This is a genomic window from Verrucosispora sp. TAA-831 (assembly GCF_050780145.1).
Taxonomy (GTDB): Bacteria; Actinomycetota; Actinomycetes; order Mycobacteriales; family Micromonosporaceae; genus Micromonospora.
Map to the genome: position 1 here is coordinate 4,735,129 of NZ_CP192240.1, position 24,790 is coordinate 4,759,918.

At 71.6% G+C, this 24,790-nt stretch carries 23 protein-coding genes; 7 read left to right on the forward strand and 16 right to left on the reverse strand.

Translation table 11 applies throughout. The annotated features are described in order from the left end of the window. Positions 1-2: 2 nt before the first annotated feature. Complete coding sequence (locus ACQVFL_RS20950; RefSeq protein WP_396699211.1) at positions 3-596, reverse strand: nucleotidyltransferase family protein; 594 nt, start codon at positions 594-596, stop codon at positions 3-5. Positions 597-800: 204 nt separating this feature from the next. Continuing rightward, positions 801-1,787 carry an XdhC family protein gene (locus tag ACQVFL_RS20955; protein WP_396699209.1) on the reverse strand — a complete coding sequence of 329 codons (987 nt, stop codon included), beginning with the start codon at positions 1,785-1,787 and terminating at the stop codon, positions 801-803. 123 nt (positions 1,788-1,910) lie between these two features. Here ACQVFL_RS20955 and ACQVFL_RS20960 point away from each other — a divergent pair, with 123 nt between their 5' ends. The 3 genes from ACQVFL_RS20960 (at position 1,911) to ACQVFL_RS20970 (ending at position 4,469) form a co-directional block, all read left to right on the forward strand. Beyond that, complete coding sequence (locus ACQVFL_RS20960; protein WP_431727425.1) at positions 1,911-2,432, forward strand: (2Fe-2S)-binding protein; 522 nt, start codon at positions 1,911-1,913, stop codon at positions 2,430-2,432. Beyond that, positions 2,429-3,418, forward strand: coding sequence for an FAD binding domain-containing protein (locus tag ACQVFL_RS20965; protein WP_431727426.1), 990 nt, complete (start codon positions 2,429-2,431; stop codon positions 3,416-3,418). The genes ACQVFL_RS20960 and ACQVFL_RS20965 overlap by 4 nt, the downstream gene beginning before the upstream one ends. 91 nt (positions 3,419-3,509) lie before the next feature. Further along, positions 3,510-4,469 carry a hypothetical protein gene (locus tag ACQVFL_RS20970; RefSeq protein WP_431727427.1) on the forward strand — a complete coding sequence of 320 codons (960 nt, stop codon included), beginning with the start codon at positions 3,510-3,512 and terminating at the stop codon, positions 4,467-4,469. Positions 4,470-4,489: 20 nt separating this feature from the next. Here the strand turns inward: ACQVFL_RS20970 and ACQVFL_RS20975 are convergent, their stop codons facing one another. From ACQVFL_RS20975 to ACQVFL_RS20985, 3 genes are read right to left on the reverse strand one after another with little or no spacing between them, the layout of a single operon-like run. Then, positions 4,490-4,708: a hypothetical protein gene (locus ACQVFL_RS20975; RefSeq protein WP_431727428.1), complete on the reverse strand. Its 219-nt coding sequence runs from the start codon at positions 4,706-4,708 to the stop codon at positions 4,490-4,492. Between the two features lie 13 nt (positions 4,709-4,721). Next, complete coding sequence (locus tag ACQVFL_RS20980; protein WP_431727429.1) at positions 4,722-6,197, reverse strand: saccharopine dehydrogenase C-terminal domain-containing protein; 1,476 nt, start codon at positions 6,195-6,197, stop codon at positions 4,722-4,724. A 2-nt stretch (positions 6,198-6,199) separates the two neighbouring features. Beyond that, a complete protein-coding gene (locus tag ACQVFL_RS20985) occupies positions 6,200-6,793 on the reverse strand; it encodes a hypothetical protein (RefSeq protein ID WP_431727430.1) in 594 nt (197 codons plus the stop codon). Between the two features lie 188 nt (positions 6,794-6,981). Between ACQVFL_RS20985 and ACQVFL_RS20990 the strand changes: the two genes are divergently transcribed. Further along, on the forward strand, positions 6,982-7,557 hold the full coding sequence (locus tag ACQVFL_RS20990) for a thiamine pyrophosphate-dependent enzyme (RefSeq protein WP_431729866.1): 576 nt from the start codon (positions 6,982-6,984) through the stop codon (positions 7,555-7,557). Between the two features lie 27 nt (positions 7,558-7,584). Continuing rightward, positions 7,585-8,778, forward strand: coding sequence for a methionine adenosyltransferase (gene metK, locus ACQVFL_RS20995; RefSeq protein WP_431727431.1), 1,194 nt, complete (start codon positions 7,585-7,587; stop codon positions 8,776-8,778). Positions 8,779-8,874: 96 nt separating this feature from the next. Here the strand turns inward: metK and ACQVFL_RS21000 are convergent, their stop codons facing one another. From ACQVFL_RS21000 to ACQVFL_RS21040, 9 genes are all read right to left on the reverse strand, one after another. Beyond that, the gene (locus ACQVFL_RS21000; RefSeq protein WP_431727432.1) at positions 8,875-9,975 is read right to left on the reverse strand and encodes a hypothetical protein; all 1,101 of its coding nucleotides are present in this window, start codon (positions 9,973-9,975) and stop codon (positions 8,875-8,877) included. 165 nt (positions 9,976-10,140) lie between these two features. Continuing rightward, the gene (locus ACQVFL_RS21005; protein ID WP_431727433.1) at positions 10,141-12,222 is read right to left on the reverse strand and encodes a xanthine dehydrogenase family protein molybdopterin-binding subunit; all 2,082 of its coding nucleotides are present in this window, start codon (positions 12,220-12,222) and stop codon (positions 10,141-10,143) included. Positions 12,223-12,323: 101 nt separating this feature from the next. After that, positions 12,324-14,033 (reverse strand): bifunctional 3'-5' exonuclease/DNA polymerase, encoded by a 1,710-nt coding sequence (locus ACQVFL_RS21010; protein ID WP_431729867.1) that lies wholly within the window; start codon positions 14,031-14,033, stop codon positions 12,324-12,326. A gap of 20 nt (positions 14,034-14,053) precedes the next feature. Beyond that, positions 14,054-14,455 carry a VOC family protein gene (locus ACQVFL_RS21015; RefSeq protein ID WP_396698686.1) on the reverse strand — a complete coding sequence of 134 codons (402 nt, stop codon included), beginning with the start codon at positions 14,453-14,455 and terminating at the stop codon, positions 14,054-14,056. A 192-nt stretch (positions 14,456-14,647) separates the two neighbouring features. Beyond that, the gene (locus tag ACQVFL_RS21020) at positions 14,648-15,610 is read right to left on the reverse strand and encodes a carbohydrate ABC transporter permease (protein ID WP_396698684.1); all 963 of its coding nucleotides are present in this window, start codon (positions 15,608-15,610) and stop codon (positions 14,648-14,650) included. Positions 15,611-15,623: 13 nt separating this feature from the next. Then, positions 15,624-16,565 (reverse strand): carbohydrate ABC transporter permease, encoded by a 942-nt coding sequence (locus tag ACQVFL_RS21025; protein ID WP_350696753.1) that lies wholly within the window; start codon positions 16,563-16,565, stop codon positions 15,624-15,626. Positions 16,566-16,602: 37 nt separating this feature from the next. Further along, positions 16,603-18,006, reverse strand: a complete 1,404-nt coding sequence (gene ngcE, locus ACQVFL_RS21030) for an N-acetylglucosamine/diacetylchitobiose ABC transporter substrate-binding protein (RefSeq protein WP_396698681.1) — start codon at positions 18,004-18,006, stop codon at positions 16,603-16,605. A 25-nt stretch (positions 18,007-18,031) separates the two neighbouring features. After that, complete coding sequence (locus tag ACQVFL_RS21035) at positions 18,032-18,781, reverse strand: sugar isomerase domain-containing protein (RefSeq protein ID WP_396698679.1); 750 nt, start codon at positions 18,779-18,781, stop codon at positions 18,032-18,034. Continuing rightward, positions 18,778-19,740 (reverse strand): MurR/RpiR family transcriptional regulator, encoded by a 963-nt coding sequence (locus ACQVFL_RS21040; protein ID WP_396698677.1) that lies wholly within the window; start codon positions 19,738-19,740, stop codon positions 18,778-18,780. The genes ACQVFL_RS21035 and ACQVFL_RS21040 overlap by 4 nt, the downstream gene beginning before the upstream one ends. A 190-nt stretch (positions 19,741-19,930) precedes the next feature. Here ACQVFL_RS21040 and ACQVFL_RS21045 point away from each other — a divergent pair, with 190 nt between their 5' ends. Further along, complete coding sequence (locus tag ACQVFL_RS21045) at positions 19,931-20,920, forward strand: N-acetylglucosamine kinase (protein ID WP_431727434.1); 990 nt, start codon at positions 19,931-19,933, stop codon at positions 20,918-20,920. 353 nt (positions 20,921-21,273) lie between these two features. Here the strand turns inward: ACQVFL_RS21045 and ACQVFL_RS21050 are convergent, their stop codons facing one another. After that, positions 21,274-21,825 carry a GrpB family protein gene (locus tag ACQVFL_RS21050; RefSeq protein WP_431727435.1) on the reverse strand — a complete coding sequence of 184 codons (552 nt, stop codon included), beginning with the start codon at positions 21,823-21,825 and terminating at the stop codon, positions 21,274-21,276. 104 nt (positions 21,826-21,929) lie between these two features. On the opposite strand from ACQVFL_RS21050, the gene ACQVFL_RS21055 reads away from it, so the two are divergent. Further along, the gene (locus ACQVFL_RS21055) at positions 21,930-23,321 is read left to right on the forward strand and encodes an acyltransferase family protein (protein WP_431727436.1); all 1,392 of its coding nucleotides are present in this window, start codon (positions 21,930-21,932) and stop codon (positions 23,319-23,321) included. On the opposite strand, the gene ACQVFL_RS21060 is transcribed toward ACQVFL_RS21055, so the two are convergent. Next, complete coding sequence (locus tag ACQVFL_RS21060; protein ID WP_431729868.1) at positions 23,293-24,783, reverse strand: CoA-acylating methylmalonate-semialdehyde dehydrogenase; 1,491 nt, start codon at positions 24,781-24,783, stop codon at positions 23,293-23,295. The genes ACQVFL_RS21055 and ACQVFL_RS21060 overlap by 29 nt on opposite strands. Between the last annotated feature and the right edge of the window lie 7 nt (positions 24,784-24,790).

Sequence of the window (24,790 nt, forward strand, 5' to 3'; positions counted from 1 at the left end):
GGTCAGACGCCGACACGCTGCTCGGGCACGGTCAGACCGTACAGCGCCATCAGCTCGGGGGTGTCCACCCGACTGCCGTCGGCCACCGAGTCGCAGGCGATGTCGACGATCTGGTCCTTGTGCGCCAGCAGGTAGGGCCGGGCACCGACGTCGGCACTGGCCAGGGTGGCGATGCCCGGCCAGTGTCGACGGCCGAACAGCATCGGGTAGCCGCGCAGTCCGTTGTAGGTGGCGCAGACCAGCACGTCGGGGAAGGGCAGCGCGGTGACCCGGCGGATCGCCTCGGCGGTCAACCCGGGCATGTCCACGGGGACCACCACCGCCGCCTCCACCCGGGCGTCGTCGATGCCGGCCAGACCGGCACGGATGGACGAGCCGACTCCGGTGCCCCACGCCCGGTTGACCACGACGGTGGCGTGGTCCAGGTCCGCGGTGTCGCGGACCTGGTCGGCGGCGGCGCCGAGGACGACGACGATCTGCCCGCAGCCCGCCTCCGTCAGCGTGTCGATCATCTGGTCGACCAGGGGCTTGTCGCCCTGGTGCAGCAGTGCTTCGGGGCCGCCGATGCGACGGCCGCCGCCCGCCGCGATGATCATTCCTGCGATCCGGTTCAGAACCGCGCTCCCTCCAGTGTGGGACCGGGTGAGCACCGTGGCGCTGTCCGTCCCGTCCGACGCACATCGTTTGCAACGACCACGGCCGGAGGAGAGTGGCGGGGCAAATCGGATAAATTAGGTAACTAGCTCATCCTTCGGTGCGGGCCGGACGTATGCCGCACCCACCCGCCCGGACGGATCGGCTCACCCGGGCACCGGCAGCGCATCGCCGATGCGGATGGGACCGTGCGCGTCCCGCAACCGGCCGCCCGCCCGCCGGTTGGCCACCGCCACCACCTCGGCAAGCATGGACAACGCGGTCTGGGCCAGCGAGTCCCCGCCGAGGTCCAGACCCGCCGGACCGGCGAGTCGGTCGAGACCGGCGAGGCCAGCCAACCGGGTCAACCGCCGCGCATGCGACTCCCGGCTCCCCAGTACGCCCACATGCCCGACCCGACCGGACAACGCGGCACGGATCGCACGGTCGTCGATGCGTGGGTCGTGGCTCAACACCAGCACCGCGTCCCGCTCCCCCACCGGGGCGGCGGCCAGCCACCGGTCGGGCCAGTCGCAGACCACGTCGTCGGCCGCCGGAACCCGCTCCCGATCGGCGTACGCGGGACGCGGGTCGACCACCACCACCCGGTAGCCCATCGGCACGGCCAGCGCGGCCACCGCGGCGGCCAGGTCCGTCGCCCCCACCAGCACCAGCAGCGGGCCGGGACGCCACTGCTCGACGAAATGCTCCCCGTCGGCGGGCAGCCCGTCCCGGCTCGCCGCGACCGACCAGTCGAACGGCTCCCGCAACGCGACGGCCACCGCGAGGGGACGGCGCGCGGCCAGAGCCGCCCCGATGGTCGCGTACACCGCACCGGAGGGCACCGGCGCGATCAACACCCCCAGCTCGGCGACGCAGGCAGGCGCCGCCTCCCAGGGCATCAGCTCCGCGCCGGGACTGATCGCGGTGAGGCGGGGGCGGGCACCGTCGAGCACCGCGCGGGCCTCGGCCAGCAGCGCCCCCTCCACGCAACCGCCGGAGACCGAGCCGGTCCAGCCACCGTCCGCGGCCACCGCCATGGTGGCGCCCAGCGGCCGGGAACCGGGGCCGGTCCGCCGCACCAGCCGGGCCAGCACGACCGGCTGCCCGACCGCGTACCGCCGCTCGACGAACGGCCACACCTCCGCCAACATCCGCCGACCACTCCCCACCCCAGACGTCGTTGCGTACCTTTTTATCGCTTTCAACAACTTTGGACGCTGCGGATCCGTTTAATGGCGATAACTCGCCGACCCACGATCCCCGGGGAACGATCCATGGACACCGAGATCACGCTCCGCGTGGACGGCGCCGACCACCGGCTCACCGTCGACACCCGCACCACCCTGCTCGACGCGCTGCGCGAGCGGCTGGGCAACACCAGCCCCAAGAAGGGCTGCGACCACGGCCAGTGTGGTGCCTGCACGGTGCTGCTCGACGGACGACGCGCCAACAGTTGCCTCGCGCTGGCGGTGGCCCACGACGGCGCCGACGTGGTCACCGCCGCCGGACTCGCCCGCGACGGTCGACTGCACCCCGTCCAGCAGAGCTTCATCGCGCACGACGCCTTCCAGTGCGGCTACTGCACGCCCGGACAGATCGTCTCGGCGGTCGCCATGCTGGCCGAGGCAGCCGCCGGCTGGCCCAGCGCGGTCACCACCCGCGAGCCGGACGGGCACGGCCCGGTCGATCTCACCGCCGACCCCGACGAGATCCGCGAGCGGATGAGCGGCAACCTCTGCCGCTGCGCCGCGTACGCGAACATGATCCCGGCGATCCAGGAGGTGGCCCGGCCATGAGGCCCTTCCGGTACGAGCGCGCCACCGACCTGGCCGGCGCGGTCGCCCTGCTCGCCCGCTCACCACAGGCGGCCTTCCTCGGCGGCGGCACCAACCTGGTGGACCTGATGAAGCTCGACGTGGCCCGCCCCGATCTCCTGGTCGACCTGCGGGACGTCACCTCCCGCAGCGTGACGGAGCTGCCCGACGGCGGCGTCCGCGTCGGAGCCGGCGTCTCCAACAGCGACCTGGCCGCCGAGCCGGTGATCCGACGTCGCTACCCGGTGGTCGCTCAGGCGCTTCTCGCCGGCGCCTCCACCCAGTTGCGCAACCTCGCCACGGTGGGCGGGAACCTGCTGCAACGCACCCGATGCCCCTACTTCCAGGACGTCACCACGGCGTGCAACAAGCGCGCCCCGGGCACCGGCTGCTCCGCCGTCGAGGGACACCACCGCGAGCTGGCGATCCTGGGCAGTTCCCCGGAATGCGTCGCCACCCACCCGTCCGACCTGGCCGTGGCGCTGGCCGCGATGGACGCCCTGGTGCAGACCACCGGCCCGGACGGCAGCCGCACCATCCCGCTGACCGAGCTGCACCGGCTGCCCGGATCGACGCCCCAGACCGACACGGTGCTGGCCCACGGGGAACTGATCACCGCCGTCGACCTGCCCCCGCTGCCCTTCGCCGCCCGCTCCCACTACCGCAAGATCCGCGACCGCGCCTCGTACGCGTTCGCTCTGGTCTCGGTCGCCGCCGCCCTCGACCTGGCCGACGGGCGCATCCGCGACGTCCGGATCGCGCTGGGCGGTGTGGCGCACCGGCCGTGGCGGGCCCGACGCGCCGAGGACATGCTGCGCGATGGGCCGCCCACCGAGGACCGACTGCGCCGGGCCGCGGAGGCCGAACTCGCCGACGCGCAGCCGCTGCCGGACAACGCCTTCAAGGTGCCGCTGGCCCGCAACGCCGTCGTGCGTACGCTGCTGGACCTGGCCGCGACGGACCGGTAGTCGACGCACCCCGTGTCCGCCCACCGTCCCCGACGCGACCCGCGGATGCTGATACATTGACCGCGTTCGTCAGTCATGTCGAGGATCACCGGTGACTTCTTCTCCTGCCGAGCCGCCCGTGGCGTACGCGCCGGAGCCGACCGCTCCCCCCGTCCGACCGGGATCGACCACCGACCCGCGTGCGGCGACCCGCATCACCGAGAGCCGGATCAGCTACCACCGCGGCGAGACCGAGGGCCGCGCCCGGATCATCGAGGTGCTGCCGGTGTCCCCCGGGCGCTGGGCCGTGGTCACCGACCGCACCCCGTTCCACCCGATCGACACCGTCTGGCCCGACCAACCCGCCGACCACGGCACGCTCACCGTCGACACCGAGGTGCTGCCCGTGGTCGACACCCAGATCCTCACCGCGGAGCGGGACACCGGACAGATCCGGGTGGGTCCCGAGGTCACCGCACGCCGGGGCGACGACGGCCACGTCTTCGCCGTCGCCCACCTCGTCGAGCAGGATCCGAGCCGCTGGCGGGGACGGACCGCGACACTGGCCGTCGACGTCGCACGCCGCCGCAGCCTCAGCGCCGCCCACACCGGCTGTCACCTGGTCGCCTACGCCTTCAACGAGGCCACCGAGGAACTGTGGTCCAAAGAGGCGCCGCGCGACTCCCGGGGCAGCCGCAACTTCGACGCCGCCGCCCTCATCGACAGCCGCCACCACCTCGGCGGCAGTGTCGACCGCTACCGGCTGGGCAGGTCGCTGCGACGCAAGGGCTTCGACCACGCCCGGCTGCTGGCCGAACTGGACGACTACGTCGAGCGGGCCAACGAGATCCTGGCGAAGTGGGTGGCCTCGGCCGCCCCGGTGACCGTCGCCGGAGCGGACCTGTTCACCGCGCAGCGGACCTGGCGGTGCGAGACGACCCCGGTGGCGACGATGCCGTGCGGCGGCACCCACGTCTCCCACCTGGGAGAACTGGCCACGATCACCATCGGCACCGACTACGTCGAGGACGAGAAGGAACTGCGCCTGCTGGCCGCCTCCGTGCTGCGGTGACAGCACGGAGGCGACCACGATCAGTACCCCTGCTCGTACAGCCCCTCGTCCTCAAGACGACGCAACCGCTGGTAGTCAGCCTCGACCTGGTCCTGGTCACTGGAGCAGAGGTAGACGGTGCCGGGGCAGGTGGCCATGTCGATGGTCCGGGCCAGCGGCGTGTTCGTCGGCAGGTTGAGCACCATGCTGTCGAAGGACGGCAGCGCGCGCACCGGCGCCCACGCCTCGTCCGGTGGCATCGTGCCGGGTCGGTTACTCAGCAGGTTGACGCAGCGCAGGTGAGCGCCGAGCCGGTAGCCGCTGATCGCGTCCGCGCCCGCGCCCGCGCCGGTGAAGCGTTCCGGACGGGCGATCGCCTCGGCCAGGCTGTCGACCTGGTTGGTGCCGGTGCACCGGGACAGCAGTTCGGGCATCTGCCCGCCGCCGAGCCGGGCACCGCACTCGACCAGGACCGGCCCCCCGCTCGGTCAGCATCACCTCGGTGTGGCCGGCCCCGTTGTGGATCTCCAGCGCGTCGAGGACCGCCGTGGCATAGTCGGCGATCCGTCGGGCCGTCGGGTCCTCCCAGGCCAGCAGGTCCTCGAAGTCGTACACGGTGCGCCCGGACACCGGGCGCTTGTGATACCGCCATACCTCCCACGACCCGGTGCGCGCCGTCGCGGCTGACCGAGTTGACGTAGTACTCCACGCCGGAGAGGAACTCCCGATGCCGCCGGCCAACGCCACCGAGACCAGGCGCGGCGTGGCATTCTCCCGCTCGTCGCCTCGGACGTCCATGGTGTACTCGCCGGACCAGGTGCGACCGTCGGCCGTCGTGACGTCCAGCATGACGAACATCACCACCCGGTCGTGGTCGTCGCTGGTGGCCGGATAGCGCTCGGCGAGTTGCGTGGCCAGCCGGTCGATCTGCGCGTCGTCGCCCTGCTCCACCTGCGCGAAGACCGGCTCCCACGCTTCGGTCCACCCGTCGAGCCGGACCGTCCCCCGGACGAAGGTGTCGACCTTCCAGGACGCCGGGAACCGGTAGGTGGACAGATAGGGCAGGCTGTCCCGGTTGGGATAGACCTCGAACGACTCGCCGTCCAGGACGACGTCGCGGACCGTCCGGTACGGACGATCGGCGCGCTGCTCCCGGCCGTCCTCGATGTACCGCGCCGGCGTCCGCAACGCGGTCAGGACCCCGCGAGGCGCCCAGGCGAAGCGGTAGCGGAAGTCGTTGGCCACCGCCGGAAAGCTGCCGCAGTACGACACGAACCGGGCGGTCACCGCCCCGGCGTCGGCGGTCGCCCGTTCCGCCAGGTCGACCAGGCGATGGGCGAACAGGTGGTCGATGCCCGGGTCGAGTCCCGCCTCGGTCAACACGACCAGACCGGCCCGCTCGGCCTCCCCCGCCAGCGCGGCCACCTCCGGCGAGACGTAGCTGGAGCTGGCGAAGTGCGCCGATCCGGCGATGCAGAGCCGCAGGATCCCGGCGTGTTCGGTGGAGGGCAGCATCGACACCACCAGGTCTCCCGGGGCCAGTCGGGCCGCGAGGTCCGGCGCCGAGTAGGCCCTGGTGTGTGCCCGCCCGGACAGACCGAGACGCTCCAGGCAGGCCGCAGCCTTCACCTCGGTGCGCGCCCACACCGTGGTCTCCACGGCGAGGTCGCACACGATGCCCAGGCCGCTACCGGTCGACATTCCGGTGCCCAGCCAGTGCACTCGTCCGGTCGGCGGAATCAGAGCCACCGTCAAGACTTCCTCCCAGGGGTGTCGTGCGACGCGGTCGACGCCGCCTCGAACCGGTCGCGTGCACGCCGCCAGACCGGCGACCCGTCCGCGAGGGTGAACAGGTGCGGCAGCAGGTCCGCGGAGAACGCCGTGCTCGATTCCCTCGGGAGCAGCGACGGCAGGTTGTCGATGGCGATCAGGTCCAGCGGTGCGGTGGCACGCAGCCGCCGCACCGGCTGCGTCCAGTCCGTCGGCCGGTCGTAGATCGGCAGCAGGTTGCACTCGGAGGTGACGTCGCAGGTCACGTCGCTGATCACGGACAACCGGCGGTGCGGGTGGTCGAGGTCCTCGGGACGGACGAACGGGGGTGCGGGCGTCTGCGTCAGCACGGTGTTGACCAGTACGTCGTGATCGAGCACCGCTTCGCGGTCCAGCTCACGCGTCTCCGCGAGATCCCACGCGGTGACCGCCACCCCGGCGACGGTCAGCGCCGCGACGGCACCTCGGCCACTGCGTCCCCGCGCCCCGATCACCAACGCCCGCACCTGGTCGCCGTGCCCCTTGCTCAGCGCCGCGTCCAGTTCCGCGCGGTCGGTGGCGCGCAGCGGGGCCACCAGTTGTCCGCGTACGTGCAGGGCGGCCAGCGCCGCGCCGACGTAACCGGCCCAGTGACCGAAGGCCGCGCCCCGTCGACCCGCGTCGTCGGTGAGGTATTCCAGGTCGACGCTGGATCGAGCAGGAGAGCGGGCCGCAGCCCGACCCCGGCGCGGACCGGCTGCGTCCCCGCGACGTCGTCCACGCCCTGTATCGCGCCTTCGGCCCGACGACCTGGGTCGTCGCCGACGCAGGCACGCCCACGCCCTACCTGGCCTCCTACTGGGAGGCGCCGGGCGACGGCTGGCGCGTCGTGATCCCCCGGGGTCACGGCCCGATGGGCTTCGCCATCTCCGCCGCGATCGGCGTCTCCGTCGGACACCCGGGCGAACGGGTGCTCTGCCTGACCACCGAGGGAAGCGTCGCGATGGGTCTGGGCGACTGGGAGACGGCGGGCCGGCTCGACCTGCCCATCACCTACGTGGTCCTGGACAACACGTCGATGGGGTGGATCAAGATGATCCAGCACCTCTACCTCGACGGGCGGTACTTCGGAGTGGACCCCGGCCGCATCGATCCGGTGCTGTTGGCCGCCGGCATGGGCCCGCCCGGCGGCAAGGCGACCGACCTGGAACAACTCGACCTTCTCGTCAAGGAGTCGGTCAGCCGAAGCGGTCCTTCCGTCATCCATGTCCGCGTTCCCGAACACATGGACTCGCCGCCACCGGTCGCCGCATGGCAGGCTGCGTTGACGGGTGATTCCACGGAACGCCCGATCCACTGACCCCGTCTCGCTCTGGGAAGGACAAGCGTGTCACGCCGCCTCTTTACGTCCGAATCGGTCACGGAAGGCCACCCGGACAAGATCGCTGATCAGATCAGCGACGGTATTCTCGATGCCCTGCTCGCTCAGGATCCGCATAGTCGTGTGGCGGTGGAGACGCTGATCACGACTGGTCAGGTGCATGTGGCGGGTGAGGTGACCACGAAGGCGTACGCCGATATTCCGTCGATCGTGCGGGAGACGATCCTGGGTATCGGGTATGACTCGTCGAAGAAGGGTTTCGATGGGGCGTCGTGTGGGGTGAGTATCTCCATTGGGGCGCAGTCGCCGGATATTGCGCAGGGTGTGGATAACGCGTTCGAGTTGCGGACGGGGTCGTCGGAGTCGGCGTTGGATGCGCAGGGTGCCGGGGATCAGGGGATGATGTTTGGTTTTGCGTGTTCGGAGACGCCGGAGTTGATGCCGTTGCCGATTGCGTTGGCGCATCGGTTGGCGCGGCGGTTGTCGGCGGTGCGGAAGGATGGGACGGTGCCGTATCTGCGTCCGGATGGTAAGACGCAGGTGACGATCGAGTATGAGGGTTTGCGTCCGGTGCGGTTGAACACGGTGGTGGTGTCGTCGCAGCATGCGGCGGACATCTCGTTGGAGTCGTTGTTGACGCCGGATGTGCGGGATCATGTGATCGGGCCGGAGTTGGAGGGTCTGGGTCTGGAGGTGGAGGGGTATCGGTTGTTGGTGAATCCGACGGGCCGGTTTGAGATCGGTGGTCCGATGGGTGATGCGGGGTTGACGGGTCGGAAGATCATTGTGGATACCTATGGTGGGTATGCGCGGCATGGTGGTGGGGCGTTTTCGGGTAAGGATCCGTCGAAGGTGGATCGGTCGGCGGCGTATGCGATGCGGTGGGTGGCGAAGAACGTGGTGGCGGCGGGGTTGGCGGAGCGGTGTGAGGTGCAGGTGGCGTATGCGATCGGTAAGGCGCATCCGGTGAGTTTGTTCGTGGAGACGTTTGGTACGGAGACGGTGCCGGTGGCGTCGATCGAGAAGGCGGTGTCGGAGGTGTTCGATCTGCGTCCGGCGGCGATCATTCGGGATCTGCATCTGTTGCGGCCGATTTATGGGCAGACTGCGGCGTATGGGCATTTCGGTCGGGAGTTGCCGGATCTGACGTGGGAGAACACGGATCGGGCTGCTGATCTCAAGTCGGCTGCGGGAGCCTGACCGGCGGCGGCAGTGACGACCGGCGGCCCGCTGACGGGTCGCCGGTCGCTCGCGTCTGGCGCGCCGCAGACCGGCCAGTTCCCGTGGACGCCCGACCTAGGACCGGCGACCGGCCAGCCGGAGACGACGCTTGACGCCACCGGCGGCCCGCGCCTTCAGGCGCGCCAGCATCTCGTCGCCCTGCCCCTCGGCCCGCCGACCGAGCGAGTCGGCGTGCCCGAGCATGCCGACGATCGTCTCGATCGCCACGTCGAGCAACTGTCCGTCGTCCAACTCGTCGGGACTGACGGTCCGCTCCATCCCGGTCGGCCGCAGCTCCGCCAGGTCACCCACGACGGAGCACGGATAGTCCCGGATCTCCGCGATCTGCTGCTCGGCGAGGTCGCACACCCACGCGGCCCGGTTCAGGTCGACACCGAACCGCAGATCGTTGGCGCGCTCCTTGAGCACCGCGTCGACCAGGTGCCGCTGCACCACCTTCTGGTACGGCGTCCGCAGCGGATACCTGTCCCCCAGCGCCTGGTTGACCCGGCGCAGCAACTCGCTCTCCGCAGCACCCAGGGAGGGATTCGAGGTCGGTGCGGTCAGCTCACACAGACCGTCCGGAATGCCCATCACCCCGGCGAAACGGCGCCAGAGCAGCTCTCGCGGTGCACCGGGTGGCGGCACGACCACCAGGTGCCGCTGCCGCGCCGGCACCAGGTCACCCCAGCGGCGCAGCATCCGAGGCGCGGTGTAGTTGTCCCAGAAGGTGTCGAAGCGGCCCGCCTCGACGGCCCGCAGGAAGCCGTCGAAACGCCAGGTGCTGCGCGCCCGGATGCTCTGCTGCCAGGTCGACGGGAAGGTCCGCCACAGGTCCCGCCCGGCCGCGATCACGTGCACCTCGGCGGGTTGCAGGCTCTCGATCGCCCGGACCGCCTGCGCACTGGTCGCCGCACCCAGCCCCTCGTTGCTGATGATCACGTCGCCGGACCACCGGCGCGCCTTCTCGGCCAGCCGGTCCCACGTCCAGTACACCTCGGCGTCACGCCAGTGCGCCGCACGCAGATCCGCCATCGCCTGGTCGTGCGCCACCGCGCTGCCCGGCAGCAGGATCCCGGCCTTACGCAACACGTCCTGGTTGCTCCAGAGCACGTTCTGCACGAAGGTGCTGCCCGTCTTCGGGGCACCGATGTGCACATAGACGCGTCTGGCCATTCCGCCTCCCCGGCATCGTCACCTCCCCGACCGGAGTGGTCGGGTTGGAGGCACCAGGGTGGCACACCGAAAACGTGAAAGAAGCCGCAGGTGAGACACGGTCACGCGGCCCAATTCCACAATGCTCGACAGCCGAAGTCAGGGTGAACTCTGCGCGACGCGACCTCAGCCGACGAGCAGTTTGTCCAGGGTCACCGGGAGTTCCCGGACGCGTACCCCGGTGGCGTGGTGCACGGCGTTGGCGATCGCGGCGGCGGCACCGACGATGCCGATCTCCCCGGCCCCCTTGACGCCCAGCGGGTGGACCGCGGCATCGGCGTCCGGCACCCAGTACGCCTGCACCGCCGGCACGTCGGCGTTGCTGCTGACGTGGTAGCCGGCCAGGTCGTGGTTGGCCCAGGTGCCGTACCGGTGGTCGAAGGCACCCACCTCGTGCAGCGCCATCGACAGGCCCATGGTCATCCCGCCGATCAACTGGCTGCGCAGCGTGGTCGGGTTGACCACCCGGCCGACCGCGAAGACCCCGAGCTGTCGCAGCACCCGCACCTCCCCCGTCTCCTGGTCCACCCGGACCTCGGCGAACTGCGCCCCGTACGCGAAGCGCGGCGACGTCGGCTGCGCCGCGACCTCCTCGTCGGTGCTCACCTCGACCAGCAGCCCTTCGGCCGGCACCGGACCCGACGCCGCGACGAGCCGGTCACACAGCCGCTCGCAGGCCCGCAGCACCGCCCAACTCCACGAGGTCAGCCCCATCGACCCGCCGGCCACGTCGGCCGCCGGCAGGGCGGTGTCCCCCACCTCGATCCGGACCCGGCGAGACGGTACGCCGAGCGCGTCCACGGCCACCTGCCACAACGCGGTCCGGGCGCCGGTGCCGATGTCGGTGGCGTTGATCCGTACCTCGAAGCTGCCGTCGGGCAGGGCGGCGGCCGACGCGGCGGCCGGTCGGACCCGGGCGGGATAGGTGCACCCGGCCATCCCGGTGCCGAACAGCCACCGGCCGGACCGCCGGGCCCGGGGCGTCGGGTCCCGCCGCGCCCAGTCGAACCGGCGTGCCCCGTCGGCCAGGCAGGCGGCCAGGTTCCGGCTGGTGAACGGCGCTCCACTCGCCGGATCGACCGGGGTGTCGTTGCGCAGGCGCAACTCGACCGGGTCGACCCGGCAGGCCAGCGCCAACTCGTCCAACGCCGACTCCAACGCGAACGAACCCGGGGTGAACCCGGGCGCCCGCATCCAGAGCGGCGTGGGCACGTCCAGCCGGGCCACCCGGTGCGTGGACCGCAGGTGCGGCGTGGCGTACATGTGGCGGGTGTAGACCGCCGTCTGCTCGGCGAACTCCGTCACGTACGAGGTCTGACTCTGCGCGTCGTGGCCGACGGCGACGAGTCGTCCGTCCCGGTGCGCGCCGAGCCGGATCCGTTGGACCGTCGGCGTCCGGTAACCCACCGGGCCGAACGTCTGCTGACGGGTCAACGCCAGCCGGACCGGCCGGTCGACGTGCCGCGCCGCCATCGCGGCCAGCACCGCCGGCACCTTGGCGTAGAGCTTGCCGCCGAAGCCGCCGCCGACGTGTCGACTGATCGTCCGCACCGACTCCGGTGGCAGCCCGAACAGCCGGGCCAGCACCTCCCGGACCGCCCCGGCCCCCTGGCTGGAGTCGTGCACCAGCAGACACCCGTCGCGCCACTGCGCGGTCGAGGCGTGCGGCTCCATCGGGCTGTGGTGATACGACGGCGTGCGGTAGGTCAGGTCCAACCGCACCTCGGCGGCGTCGAAGCCGGCGTCGAAGTCACCGGTGAACACGTCGGTCGGGTAGCTCGGGTTCACGTGGTCGGGCCGATAGAAACCGTCGTCGCCGGCGGGTAGCCGGGTCTGGTGCGGCTGCACGTCGTAGCGGAGCCGGACCAGCCCGGCCGCCTCCCGGGCCGCCTCCGAGGTCTGCGCCACCACCAGCGCGACGGCCTGCCCCCGGAAGTGCACCACCGGGTCCTGGAGACGGAACACCTCCGCGTCGATCCCGGGGAGCAGCCGGGGCGCGTTGTCGTGGTGCAGCACCGCCAGCACGCCGTCGACCGCCAGGGCCGCCGTGCTGTCCACCTCGGCGACGACGCCTCGGGCGACCGTCGCCGGCACCAGCCACGCGTACGCCATGTCCGCCGCCGGGTACTCCACCGCGTACCGGGCGGTGCCGGTCACCTTGTCGTACCCCTCCAGTCGGGTGTGCCGCTGCCCGACGGCCGCGCTCACCGGCGAGCCCTGTCGACCCGCACCCGCCCCGATCTACGCATAACGCCCACCCTAGGCGTCCTCGGGAGTCGACGGCCCCGATCCGGTCAGCCGAGCGCCGCTCACGCCGCGTCGGCGTAGCACTCCACCACCGACAGGTCCAGCGGGAACCGCACCGCGGTCTCGCCGAACAACAGCGCGGTGGCCCGCCGACCGGCCCGTTCGACCGCCTCGGCGACCCGCTCGGCCTGCGCCGCCGGGCAGTGCACGATCACCTCGTCGTGCTGGAAGAAGACCAACTCGGCGTCGGTGCCGGCCAGTTCGCCGCGCAGCACCGCCAGCAGCGTCGAGGCCCACTCGGCGGCGGTGGCCTGGATGACGAAGTTGCGGGTGAACCGGCCCCGGGACCGGGCCGCCCGGGCTCGGGGCGACTGCGGGTCACCGGCCGCGTCCGGGTCGGACGGCCCGTCGTCACCCGCATCGAACCCGGCCGTCCCCGGCGGGCAGGTACGCCCCAACCACGACCGCACCAGCCCGCCCGCCTCACCGGTGCGGGCCGCCGCCTCGACATGGCCGAAGGCGGTCGGGTAGTTGCGTCGCAGCACCGCCAGCGCCGGCACCGCCGAGCCGCCGGTCTGCCCGTACATCGCCCCCAACAGGGCGAGCTTGGCCCGGCCCCGGTCGCCGCCGAACGCGTCCCGGGCCAGCGCGGCGTACAGGTCACCGGTGGCGCCGGCCGCCGCCAGCCGAGCGTCGCGGGAGACCGCCGCCAGCACCCGGGGCTCCAGTTGCCCCGCGTCGGCCACCACGAACCGCCACCCCGGATCGGCCACCACCGCACGGCGGATCACCTTCGGGATCTGCAACGCGCCACCGCCCCGGGTCGCCCATCGGCCCGACACCACCCCACCGGGGACGTACTCGGGCTGGAACCGCCCCGCACGGACCCACGCGTCCCGCCAGGCCCGCCCGTGTGCCGTCCAGATCCGGTAGAGCTCCTTGTACTCCAGCACCAGCGGCACCGCCGGATGGTCCACCCCCCGCAGCACCCAGGCGCGGGTGTTCGGCAGCTCCACCCCGACCCGCGCGAACGCCCGCAGCAGCTCCGCCGGGCTGTCCGCGTGCACCTGCCGTACGCCGAACGCCTCGGCGATCCGCGCGGCCAACTCGGCCAGCCGACGCGGCGGGCCGCCGACCGGGGACGGCTCCCCGAGCAGCTCGGTCAGGACCTCGTCGTGCACGTCGGCACGCCAGGGCAGGCCGGCCGCACCCATCTCGGGACCGATCAGCGCACCGGCCGACTCGGCCGCCACCAACAGTCGGAACCGTCCCGGCGCCTCGGTCGCCGCGATCCGGTCGAGCTGATCGGCGTACACCCCGGTCAGTGCCGCGATGCCCGGACCCGGCGGCCCGGGCACGGCGTCGAAGAGCGCGTCCTGCCCGCCGCCCGGCGGAGCGGCCACGCGCGGCGGCGGGTCGGCCGGCACCGGCGCGCCGGTCAACCGCGCCCAGGCCGCCGCCAGCGCCCGGGGCTCGCCGAAGCGGCCGGTGTAGCCGAGCAGCAGCGCCTCGGTCAGCTCCACGTCGTGGCAGCGCGCGACCCGGACCCCGGCGCGCAGCAGCGCCGGATAGAGCGTGGTGCCGGCGGCCCAGACCCAGCGCGGCGAGTCGGACCGCTCCCGGGCGGCCACCGCGGCGGCCAGGTCGGCGACCGGCTCCGGCGGCCCCACGGCGGCGCCCGTGGGGTCGAGGGGTTGCAGCACTCCCCCGCCCCGCTCGTCAGGCACCACCGCCACCAGCACGAACGGCATTCTTCCGCCCCGGTACGACACCCCGGCGAGCGGGAGCGGAGTCAGTCGGCGTTCGACCACGAACGGTGGGACAGCACGAGGCGGTAGCCGTCCGGGTCCTCGACGGTGATCCCCCACCGATCCCAGTAGGCGCTCTGGGAGACCCGGCGGCCACCGGTGGACACGAGTCGGGAGACCAACTCCGCGTCGGGGACGTCGCCGAGGTAGATCACGAGCAGGTCCTCGGGGCCCGGTGTCGGTCGTACCGCCAGATGCGGACCGCCGACCAGTTCCAGATGCCAGGCGGCGCGGGGCCAGCCCAGCATGATCAGGTCATGCTCGCCGGGACCGCCCTGGCCCCGGTAGAGCACGTGCAGGCCGAGCCCGGCGCGATAGAAGTGCTCCGCGACGGCCAGGTCACGGGACGGTCGGGCGATCCGGATGCGAGCGGCAGGGTCGATCACGATTGCTCCCTCGGTTGGCCAGAGGGCATCGTGCAACCTCAACCGAAGTCGAGGTCAAGGTCCTCGACCGGGGACGGGCCAGCCGGTCGCGAAGGTCGTCCCGCTCGTACGACTTCGGCGGTCTGAGCCGGGCTGCCGGGCGTCGCACGCCGCTACCGTCCCGCCACCGGCCGGTGGCGGGACGGTAGGCGTTTACTTGCTGACGCCGGCGGTGAGGCCGGACTGCACCTGGCGCTGGAAGACGATATAGACGATCAGCACCGGCAGCATCGCCATCGTCACCCCGGCGAACAGGCCGGACCAGTCGGAGCGGTAGCCCTGGTTGACCGACAGCTCGATCAGGCCCTGGGAGATGACCTGGTTCTTCGGCTCGCCGGCCACCGACTGCATGAGCAGGGTCGGCAGGTACCACTGGTTCCACTGGCCGAGCACGTTGAAGATGCCGATGCTGATCAGGCCGGGCTTGGCCATCGGCAGCATCACGCTGAAGAACAGCCGGCTGTGCGAGGCCCCGTCGACCATGCCCGCCTCCGCGATCGCGTTGGGCAGCGTCCGGAAGAACGAGTGCATGAAGAAGACGGTGAACGCCAGCGACCACGCCACGTAGACCAGGATCAGCATCAGGTGCTTGTTCGGGCCGAGGAACGGCAGCGCCACGCCGGTGTTGTAGACGCCCTTGAACAGCGGCACCGCGGCGAGATAGATCGGCAGGGTCAGGCCGGACAGGAACATGTAGTAGATCAGCCGGTTGCCGGGGAACTCGTACCGGGCGAGCACGTAGGCGGCCATCGAGCCGAGCAGCATGGTGAGGAAGACGCTGCCGGTCAGCACCAGCACGGTGTTGAGGAAGAACTCGCCGATGTGGCCCTCGGTCCAGGCCCGGGCGAAGTTGTCCCACTGCAACTGCTCCGGGATGAGCGACAGCGGCTTGCGGATCACCTCCGAGTCGGTCTTGAGCGCCGACATCACCACCCACAGCAGCGGGTAGACCACCATGATCGCCCAGACGGCGAGGAAGAGGTGCGAGAAGCCGTTGAAGAACCGTGCCCCGGCACGACCGCCACCGACGGGGGCGCGGTCGGCCGGCGTACGCCCCGGCGGCGGGGCCTGGTCGGGCCCGGCCTGGCCACCCGGGGTGTGGGTCACCGTGCTCATCGTCCAGGTCTCCTCAGTACTCGATCCGCTCACGACGGGTGATCCGGAGCTGGAGCGCGGCCAGCAGGATCGTGAAGATCGCCAGCGCCACGCCCATCGCGCAGGCGTAGCCGAACTGGCCCTTCTGGAAGGCGGTGAAGTTCAGCACCGACGCGAAGATCTCGCTGGCGTGGTTGGGTCCGCCCTGGCTGGGCGTCATGACGAAGACCAGGGCGTACATGTCCAGGGCGATGAAACCCAGGTAGACCCAGGCCACCGAGACGGTGTCCCGCAGCAGCGGCAGGGTGATCCGGAAGAAGGTGTGGAAGCGGCCCGCGCCGTCGAGGATGGCCGCCTCGTAGACGTCCTTGGGGATCGACTGCATGGCCGCCGAGAACAGCACCATGTAGAAGCCGGCGCCGCTCCAGACCGCGATCAGCAACAGCCACCACAACACCGCCGGTACGCCGAGGAAGGGCTCCGGGTCGTACATGAAGGTGATCGGGTCTTCCTCGCTGACCAGCCCGATCTTCATCAGGATGCCGTTGATCAGGCCCTGGCTGTCGGCGCGGTAGATCTGCTGCCACATCACCGCGATGACGACCAGGGACAGCACCTGCGGGAAGAAGAAGATCACCTTGTAGAACCCGGAGCCGAAGACGCCCCGGATGCCGGCCTTGTCCTCGCGTCCGCCCACGTTGAGCAGGAACGCGAGGAACAGGGCCAGCGCGATGGTGAACAGCGGCACGGTGATCAGGAAGAAGACGTTGTGCCAGAACGCCTTCCTGATCAGCTCGTCGGAGAACAGCCGGATGTAGTTGTCCAGCCCGACGAACTGCTGCCTGTCGGAGTAGCCTCCCCAGTCGGTCAGCGAGTACCCGGCGGCCTGCAGGAACGGCCACACCACGTAGAAGACGTAGAGGCCGACCGGCAGTGCCAGGAAACCCGTGACGAAACGGCCAACACCGTGCCGCATGTCTCTCACTTCCTCGTTCGGTTGGATCCGGCGGGTGTCACGCGTCGCGGGTCTGCTTGGTGATGGACGAGTCCTTGGCGACCTTGTCGGCGGCGGCCTGCATCTTGTCGACGAACTGCGCGGCGGTGAGCCGGCCGGCCATCAGCTCCTGGGAGAGGTTCTGGCTCTCCTTGTCCAGGTCCGCGTAGAAGTTCCAGAACTTGATCGAGACCAGGTCCTTCGGCGCGTTCTTCATCAGTTCGTTGGCGCTGGCCAGCGCCGAGTCCTGGACGTTGTCGCCGGAGCCGGCGGTGGAGGCGAGCGACTTGGTCAGCTCGGCGAACTTCGCCGAACCGGCCTTGGAGAGCACGGCCCGCAGGAACTCCTTGGCCGCCGCCTTGTTGGGGGCCTTGCTCGGCACCACGATGCCCTCGCCCGCACCGGCGTAGACGTCGTTGGGCGCCTTGTCGGTGGCGCCCAGGCCCCAGTAGTCGGAGATCTTCATCTCGAAGCCCGGCGGGATGGTCGCCGCCATCTCGTTCTTCAGCCAGGTGCCGACCTGGATGAAGGCCGCCTTGCCGTCGAGCCAGGCCTGCTGCGACTGGGTGTGGTCGAGCTTGCCCGGGAGCACCAGCTTGTCCTTGACCAGCTTCTCCCACACCTCCAGGGCCGGCAGGATGCCGTCGGCACGCCAGGCGTTCTCCTTGAGGTTGTCGATGTCGATGACCGCCTGCTTGCCGGCCGACTTCCAGACCGTGGCCATCAGCGCCCAGCGCGGGTAGTAGCCGTGCACCGCGTCGTAGACGTACGGCGACATGCCCTTGGCCTTGATCTTCGGGGCGAGGGCGAAGAACTCGTCGAAGGTCTTCGGCGGGGCCCAGCCCTCCCGGTCGAACAGCGCCGAGTTGTACCAGTTGCCCCAGACCGTGTAGGCGATGTTGACCACGTAGAACTTGCCCTGGAAGGTGCCGTCGGCGACGGTGCCGGGCAGCAGGGTGTCGGCGACCGTGCCCCCACCCTCCCAGGCCGGGGCCGCGAGCAGGTCGTCCAACGGCTCGATGGCACCCTCGTTGACCAGGGTGCTGATGTCCATCATGTCGGCGCCCGAGTTCATCACGACGTCGCTGGGCTGCGTCGCCATCTTGGGCTGCTCTTCGGTCTTGATCTTCTGGGTGGAGCTCATGTTGACGGTGACGTTCGGGTGCTTGGCGCTGAAGATCGCCTGGTCTTCCTTCGCCCAGGCGTCACCCAGTCCACCGTTGAAGATGACCACCTTCACGGCGCTGTCGGCCTGCACGCCGAAGGGGTTCTCGGTGCTCTTCTCCCCGGCGTTGTCGGTGTTCTCGCTGGGCGTGCTGCCCGCACAGGCGCTGAGCAGACCCACAGCCGGGGTCACCAGGAGGCCCGCGGCCGCCGCGCGGCGCAGCAGGGTCCGGCGACTGAGATCGGGGGAAACGGACATCTCTGACTCTCCTTGTGGTGTCGGGTCAGGCGGTGCGCCGGAGACGTCCGGCGTACCGCGACTCGAGGGCGAGGTTGTGCTCGTCCCCACCGGGGACGTTGGCGGAGAGGTAGATAGGGGGTGCCTCTCCGGCCTGGTGGAACCGTCGTACGACCTCCGCGGTCAGCAACTGCGCCAGCAGCGCCGAGGTGACCGAGGAGACCGCACAGACCGCGCCGCCGCCCTCGAGCGGCAGCAGTGCGTCGCCGTACGGCGCGCCGTTGTCCAGCACGACGTCGGCGAGATCGACGAGCCGCCGGCCGGACGGGTGGCGCGGGGCGACCCGTCCGGTGTGCTCGACCGAGGTGACCGCGATCAACGGGTGACCGCGACCGGTGACCAGCAGGGCCAGTTCGACCACCGAGCCGTTGATGCCGGACTGGGACGCCACCACGAACACGTCCTGCGGCTGCGGCGCGGCGATCTCGTAGAGCTGGTGGGCGATGGCCGGGTCGCGCTCCAGCTTCGGGTCGGCGAGCACGTCGCGCGGGGCGTCGCCGTGCAGCACCAGGTCGTGCAGGGTGAGCCGGTTGGTGGGCACCAGCCCGCCGGCCCGGGCCACCAGCTCGGCGGCGAACGCCTCGGAGTGCCCGGCGCCGAACGCCTGGAGCACCCCGCCGTCGCGCAGGCTGGCGGCGATCAGGTCGGCGGCCCGGCCGAGCGGCTCGTGCCCCCGGTCGACGAGACGGTCCAGGACGGGGCGGACCGCGTCCGCGTACCCCTGGGCGCTGATCATGCGCTGGCTCCCCTCGCGGCCTTGTGTCCGTCGACGGCCTGGGCGGTACGCCGGAAGGCCGCGTGTGCGCGGTCGTGGGTGCGCTGGGCGACCGCGATGTAGAGCAGGTCGAGGACGACCAGTTGCGGATGCCGGGCCGACAGCGCGTCCGGGCGGAACGTGGTGGCGTGGCTGGCGGTCAGCAGCACGATGTCGGCCAGTTCGGCCAGCGGCGAGCGACGGAAGCCGGTGAGCGCGATCGTGGTCGCGCCCCGGCTGCCGCCCTCGGCCACCATCTCGATGGCCTCCCGGGTCTGGCCGCTGTGCGAGATGCCCAACGCGACGTCGCCCGGACGCAGCAGTGCGGCGGAGGCGAGCCCGGAGTGCACGTCGTTCCACGCCCAGGCGGCCACCCCGATGCGATGCAGGCTGAACTGCATCTCCTCGCCGACCAGGGCGCTGCCGCTGGCCCCGAAGATGTTGACCCGGCTCGCCCCGGCGATGGCGTTCGCGGCCCGTTCCACCTCGTCGAGGTCGAGCAGCGCGGCGGTGTCGTGCATGGCCCGGGTGTCGGCCGCCATGATCTGCTCCAGGACCCGGTCCAGCGGGTCGCCGGGCTGGATCTCGCGTCCGATGTCGACGGTCCAGCCGGCCGACCGGGCCCGGCCGGTCTCGGCGGCGATGCCCAGCCGCAGGTCGGCGTAGCCGTCGAAGCCCATCGCCCGGCAGAACCGGGTGACGGTCGCCGGTGAGGTGCCGCTGCGCTCGGCCAACTCGACGATGGTGGCCCGCGCCGCCGCCTCCGGGTCGCTCAGGACGTGCTCGGCGACCCGGCGCAGCGCGCCGGTCAGCTCGTCGGACCCGCTGCGCACTCGGGCGAGTATCCCGCCCGAGCCGACGCCGAGGGCGCCCCGCCGGTCAACCCGGTCGGCGTCGGCCACCGCGGTGCCCGCGGAGGTGTCCGCCTCGTGATCAACCATGGGACGCCTTTCGGAAAAGACTGTTAACTGATAGTGGTAAAAGTTCTTACTGAAGCCACCTCCGTGTCAAGACCGTGGGCGAAGTTTTCAAACTGTTACCTGGCGCACCATCCGACGCCGGATCCGCGCCTTGCCCTGAAGAGGTGCCGCGACCAGCATGAACGTAGATCGATCAAGGAGGTGGGCGCCGATGTCCGACACCGTCGTGATCGGCCTCGACATCGGCGGCACGTCCACCCGGGCGCTCGCCGTGACCCTCGGCGGCGACCGCCTCGGCACCGGCCGAGCCGGTGGCGGCAACCCCACGAGTCACGGCGCCACCCGCGCCGCCGGGGAACTCCTGACCGCCCTGCGCGCGGCACTGGCCGACATCGACCCGACCCGGGTACGCGCCGGTGCCGTCGGACTCGCCGGAGCCGGCCGTCTCCAGGCCGACCCGACCGGACGCGCCGCGTTCGCCGACGCCTGGCGGGCCGCCGGGCTGCGCTGCCCGTACGCGGTGCACGGCGACGCCCTCGTCGCGTACGCCTCGGGCACCGCCGCACCACGGGGCACCGTCCTCGTCGCCGGCACCGGCGCGATCGCCGCCGAGGTCCGGGACCTGCGCCTGCACCGCGTCGCCGACGGGCACGGCTGGCTGCTCGGCGACGCAGGTTCCGGCTTCTGGCTCGGCCGAGCGGCGGTACGTCGACTGCTCACCGCCCTCGACGGCGGCACCGACCCGGGCGACCTCGGCCGACGGGTGCTCACCGAACTGACCGGCTCCGCCGAGGTCGCCGCACGCCCCCGGGACACCGTCGACGCGCTCGTGCAGGTCGTCACCCGCCGCCCACCGGTGGAACTGTCCCGACTCGCCCCGCTGGTGCTCGACGCCGCCGCCTCCGGCGAGCCGACCGGGGTCGCGCTGCTGGACGCGGCCGGCGCTCACCTGGCCGACACGGTCGGCCGGATCCGACCGGCCGACGACACCGACGTCCTGGTGCTCGGCGGCGGGCTGCTGACCGGCGACACCCCGCTGGCCGCCGCCGTCCACGCCGAGGCCCGACGACGCTGGCCGCACGCCCCGGTCCGATCGGCCGGGGACGGTGCCGCCGCAGCCGCCTGGCTGGCCGCCCGCGAACTGCCCGAGGTGACCGACCCGACCGCCCTGCACGCCCGCCTGGTCCCCCCACCCACCTGACCCACCCGCCACCGGCCACCCCGACCGCCCTGGGGCTCCGGTCGGCGTCGCTGCCGACGGCCACGCGGCAGCTCCCGCATTCGCACTCGGGCGATAGAACTGACATCGACTGACGTCATCCTCGAAGATGCCAGTCGGTCACCTTGGAAGCAGCCGGCCCCGCCCCCTCGACCCCCTTTGCTCTGCTTCGACCGGCGCAACATGATCGGCGCGAATTCGTTGCGTGGGGTGCAGCAGAGCAAAGGGGCCGGGAAGACCGATGAGGCGGGCAGTCAGGTGCCGTTCTTGGCACCGGACATCAGGGCCACCACCGCAGATGCGGCGGGAAGCCGGCCCGCTGCTCGATCGGATGGTCACCGTTCCGGGTCACTGACGGCCGGTGGTTGCGTCCGGTGGCGGACACCGAGGACCTCGTTGACGAAGTCGTCCTTGTTGCGGGCGTAAGCCGCGAGGTCCACGCCGTGAGCCTGCGCGAGATCGCGCTTGAGTCGCTCGTACCGGGACCGATAGTCCGCGTGTCCCCGCAGCGCATCGCGGAACGCGATCCGTCGCCGCCACAGCAGCGAGGTCGGCTCGGTGAGGTGGAGCTGAAAAGTGCGCTCCCACCAGTTGTCGGTCGCCGGCTTGAAGAAATAGTGCGCTTCCTCCGGGCGGTGCACGCCGTTGCGGTAGCCGAGTGCGGTCACCACTTCGATGGCGGCGACCGCCTCCGCGAGGCTGCGTACCGGCGCCATCATGTCGATGATCGGTTTTCCCGCCAGGCCGGGAATCGATGTCGAGCCGATGTGCTCGACCGGCCCCACCAGCCACCGCTTCAGAACGGTTTCGAGGGTGACCCGCTCCTGCGCGAACAGCACCGCCCAGTGCGGATCGTACGGGTTGAGGGTGACCGGAGTGCCGTCCACGGATCTCATCGTGCCATTCTCGGCGGCCCCGCCCGGACTGCGTTCGGCCGCCCCGGACGGCGGTCAGCCGTCCGCTGTACGCCACGGGCGCATACCCTCGGATCATGCGCCGCCTGGCCCGACTCGCCGCACGGACGCCGGCTGACCGCGAGCGCTACCTGGACCTGCTGCGCGCCTTGGCGATCATCATGGTCGTCCTCGGACACTGGGCGGTCGCGACGATCGGCTACGACGAGCACGGGCAGCCCGACGGCCACTCCGCCCTGCCCGCGATCCCGTGGGCCCTTCCCCTGACCTGGGCGGTCCAGGTGATGCCGGTCTTCTTCCTGGTCGGCGGCTACGCCAACGCCGCCTCGCTGGCCGCGCACCGCAGCCGTGGCGGCGACGCGACCGGGTGGCTGTTGGGGCGCAGCGCCCGGTTGCTGCGCCCGACCAGCGCGTTGGTGCTGGCGCTGGTCGGAAGCGCGCTGGTGGCCCGGCTGGTCGGGGCCGAGCCGCACATGGTCCGCACCGTCGTCTGGTTCGCCACCATCCCGCTGTGGTTCCTCGCCGCCTATCTCGTGGTGGTGCCGCTGACCCCGCTCACGTACGCGCTGCACCGCCGTTTCGGACTGGCCGTGCCGATCGCGTTGGCGCTGCTCGTGGCCGCCGGGGACCTCGGGCGGGCGACCGGCCACGAGACGGCGGCCCTGCCCAACTACCTGCTCGGCTGGCTGGCCGTGCACCAGGTCGGCTTCGCCTGGTACGACGCCCGCCGAGGGCACTGCGACCCGAGCGGGAACGGCACGGCCCGGCCACGAAGGGCGCACCGATGGACCAGATGCCTGCCGATGTCCCGCCGCGCCGCCCTGGTCCTGACCGTCACCGGTCTGGGCGTCGCGGTGCTGCTCACCGGGCCGGGCCCGTACCCGATCAGCATGATCAACATCCCCGGCCAGCGACTGGACAACGCCGCCCCGCCGAGCATCGCGCTACTGGCCGTGGCCACCGCCCAACTCGGGCTCATCCTGCTGCTGCGCGAGCGGGCCGAACGGTGGCTGCACCGCAGCCGACCCTGGCAGGCCGTGATCGCCGTCAACTCGGTCGTGCTGACCGTCTTCCTGTGGCACCTGAGCGCGGTGATCCTGCTGGTCGGCGCACTGGACCGGCTGGGTCTCCTGCCCACCCCGTCGGCCGGGTCGGCGGCCTGGCTCGCCTGGCGGCTGCCCTGGGTACTGCTGCTCACCGTGGTACTCGCCGCCCTGGTCGCGGTCTTCGGCCCGATCGAGGCCCGCACCGGCCGCTCCACCCCGACGGACGGCCGGCCCACCAGTCGCTGGGTGGGTGTCACGGCCGTCGCCGCTTTCGGCGCCGTCGGGTACGCCCTGGTGGCCAACAGCGCCACCGCCAAGACCGCACCGGAGCCGCTCGGGCTGCCGGTCGCCGCCCTGGTCGCCTACCTGGCCGGTGCGGGTGTCCTGCGCCTGCTCAGGTCTGGGTGGGGAAGCCGAGGTTGACCCCGCCGTGGCGGGGGTCCAGCCACCTGCTGGTGACCACCTTGCCCCGGGTGAAGAACGCCACCCCGTCGGCACCGTGCGCGTGCAGGTCGCCGAAGAGGGACGCCTTCCAACCGCCGAACGAGTAGTACGCCATCGGCACCGGGATCGGCACGTTGACGCCGACCATGCCGGCCTCCACCTCGTGCTGGTAGCGGCGGGCCGCCCCGCCGTCGTTGGTGAAGATCGCCGCGCCGTTGCCGTACGGGCTGGCGTTGACCAGTTCCACCGCCTCGTCGTACGAAGCCACCCGCAGCACCGACAGCACCGGACCGAAGATCTCGTCGGTGTAGATCGACATGTCCGGGGTGACCCGGTCGAACAGGGTCGGGCCCAGCCAGAAGCCGTCCGGGTCGCCGTCGGGCGTCACGTTCCGCCCGTCGACCACCGCCACCGCCCCGGCGGCCACCCCCGCCTCGACGTAGGCCCGGACCCGCTCCGCGTGCGCGGCAGTGACCAGCGGACCCATGTCGCAGCCACGCCGCCCGTCACCGGTGCGCAGCCCGGCCATCCGGTCCGCGATCCGGGCCACCAGGTCGTCGGCGACCGGCTCCACCGCGACCAGCGCCGAGATCGCCATGCACCGCTCCCCCGCCGACCCGAACCCGGCATTGACCGCCGCGTCGGCGGCCAGGTCCAGATCCGCGTCGGGCAGCACCACCATGTGGTTCTTCGCGCCGCCGAGGGCCTGCACCCGCTTACCGGCCGTGGTGCCGCGCTGGTAGACGTGCCGGGCCACCGGGGTGGAACCGACGAACGACACCGCCTTGACCGTCGGGTGATCCAGCAGCGCGTCGACGGCCTCGGCGTCGCCGTTGACCACGTTCAGTACCCCGTCGGGCAGGCCGGCCTCGGCGAACCACTCCGCCAGCAGCAGCGCCGCGCTCGGGTCCTTCTCGCTCGGCTTGAGCACCACGGCGTTACCGGCGGCGACCGCCACCGGCACGAACCACAGCGGCACCATCACCGGGAAGTTGAACGGGCTGATCACCGCGACCACGCCGAGTGGCTGCCGCAGACTGTACGAGTCGACCTCGGTGGAAACGTTCTCGCTGAAACCGCCGCGCAGCGCCGACGGGATGCCGCAGGCGTACTCGATGACCTCCAGGCCGCGCTGCACCTCCCCGGCGGCGTCGGCGAGCACCTTGCCGTGCTCGGCGGTGATCACCTCGGCGAGCCGGTCCCGGCGGGCGTTGACCAGCTCCCGGAAGGCGAACAGCACCGCCGTCCGCTTCGCCAGCGACGCGTCGCGCCAGGTCCGCGCGGCGCGCTCGGCCGCCTCGACGGCGACCGCCACGTCCGCGACGGAGGCCAGCTCCACCTGCCCGGTACGCCGACCGGTGGCCGGGTCGAAGACGTCCCCACGCCGGGTCGAGGTGCCGCTGACCCGCTTACCGTCCACGAAGTGCCCGATCAGGTTCAGGGCACCG

What these genes read in the sequence shown, in the direction of transcription:
- ACQVFL_RS20950 (WP_396699211.1), bottom strand. Translation starts at nt 596, where the DNA reads ATGATCATCGCGGCGGGCGGCGGCCGTCGCATCGGCGGCCCCGAAGCA.
- ACQVFL_RS20955 (WP_396699209.1), bottom strand. Translation starts at nt 1,787, where the DNA reads ATGTTGGCGGAGGTGTGGCCGTTCGTCGAGCGGCGGTACGCGGTCGGG.
- ACQVFL_RS20960 (WP_431727425.1), top strand. Translation starts at nt 1,911, where the DNA reads ATGGACACCGAGATCACGCTCCGCGTGGACGGCGCCGACCACCGGCTC.
- ACQVFL_RS20965 (WP_431727426.1), top strand. Translation starts at nt 2,429, where the DNA reads ATGAGGCCCTTCCGGTACGAGCGCGCCACCGACCTGGCCGGCGCGGTC.
- ACQVFL_RS20975 (WP_431727428.1), bottom strand. Translation starts at nt 4,708, where the DNA reads ATGCCACCGGACGAGGCGTGGGCGCCGGTGCGCGCGCTGCCGTCCTTC.
- ACQVFL_RS21000 (WP_431727432.1), bottom strand. Translation starts at nt 9,975, where the DNA reads ATGGCCAGACGCGTCTATGTGCACATCGGTGCCCCGAAGACGGGCAGC.
- ACQVFL_RS21020 (WP_396698684.1), bottom strand. Translation starts at nt 15,610, where the DNA reads ATGAGCACGGTGACCCACACCCCGGGTGGCCAGGCCGGGCCCGACCAG.
- ACQVFL_RS21025 (WP_350696753.1), bottom strand. Translation starts at nt 16,565, where the DNA reads ATGCGGCACGGTGTTGGCCGTTTCGTCACGGGTTTCCTGGCACTGCCG.
- ngcE (WP_396698681.1), bottom strand. Translation starts at nt 18,006, where the DNA reads ATGTCCGTTTCCCCCGATCTCAGTCGCCGGACCCTGCTGCGCCGCGCG.
- ACQVFL_RS21035 (WP_396698679.1), bottom strand. Translation starts at nt 18,781, where the DNA reads ATGATCAGCGCCCAGGGGTACGCGGACGCGGTCCGCCCCGTCCTGGAC.
- ACQVFL_RS21040 (WP_396698677.1), bottom strand. Translation starts at nt 19,740, where the DNA reads ATGGTTGATCACGAGGCGGACACCTCCGCGGGCACCGCGGTGGCCGAC.
- ACQVFL_RS21045 (WP_431727434.1), top strand. Translation starts at nt 19,931, where the DNA reads ATGTCCGACACCGTCGTGATCGGCCTCGACATCGGCGGCACGTCCACC.
- ACQVFL_RS21055 (WP_431727436.1), top strand. Translation starts at nt 21,930, where the DNA reads ATGCGCCGCCTGGCCCGACTCGCCGCACGGACGCCGGCTGACCGCGAG.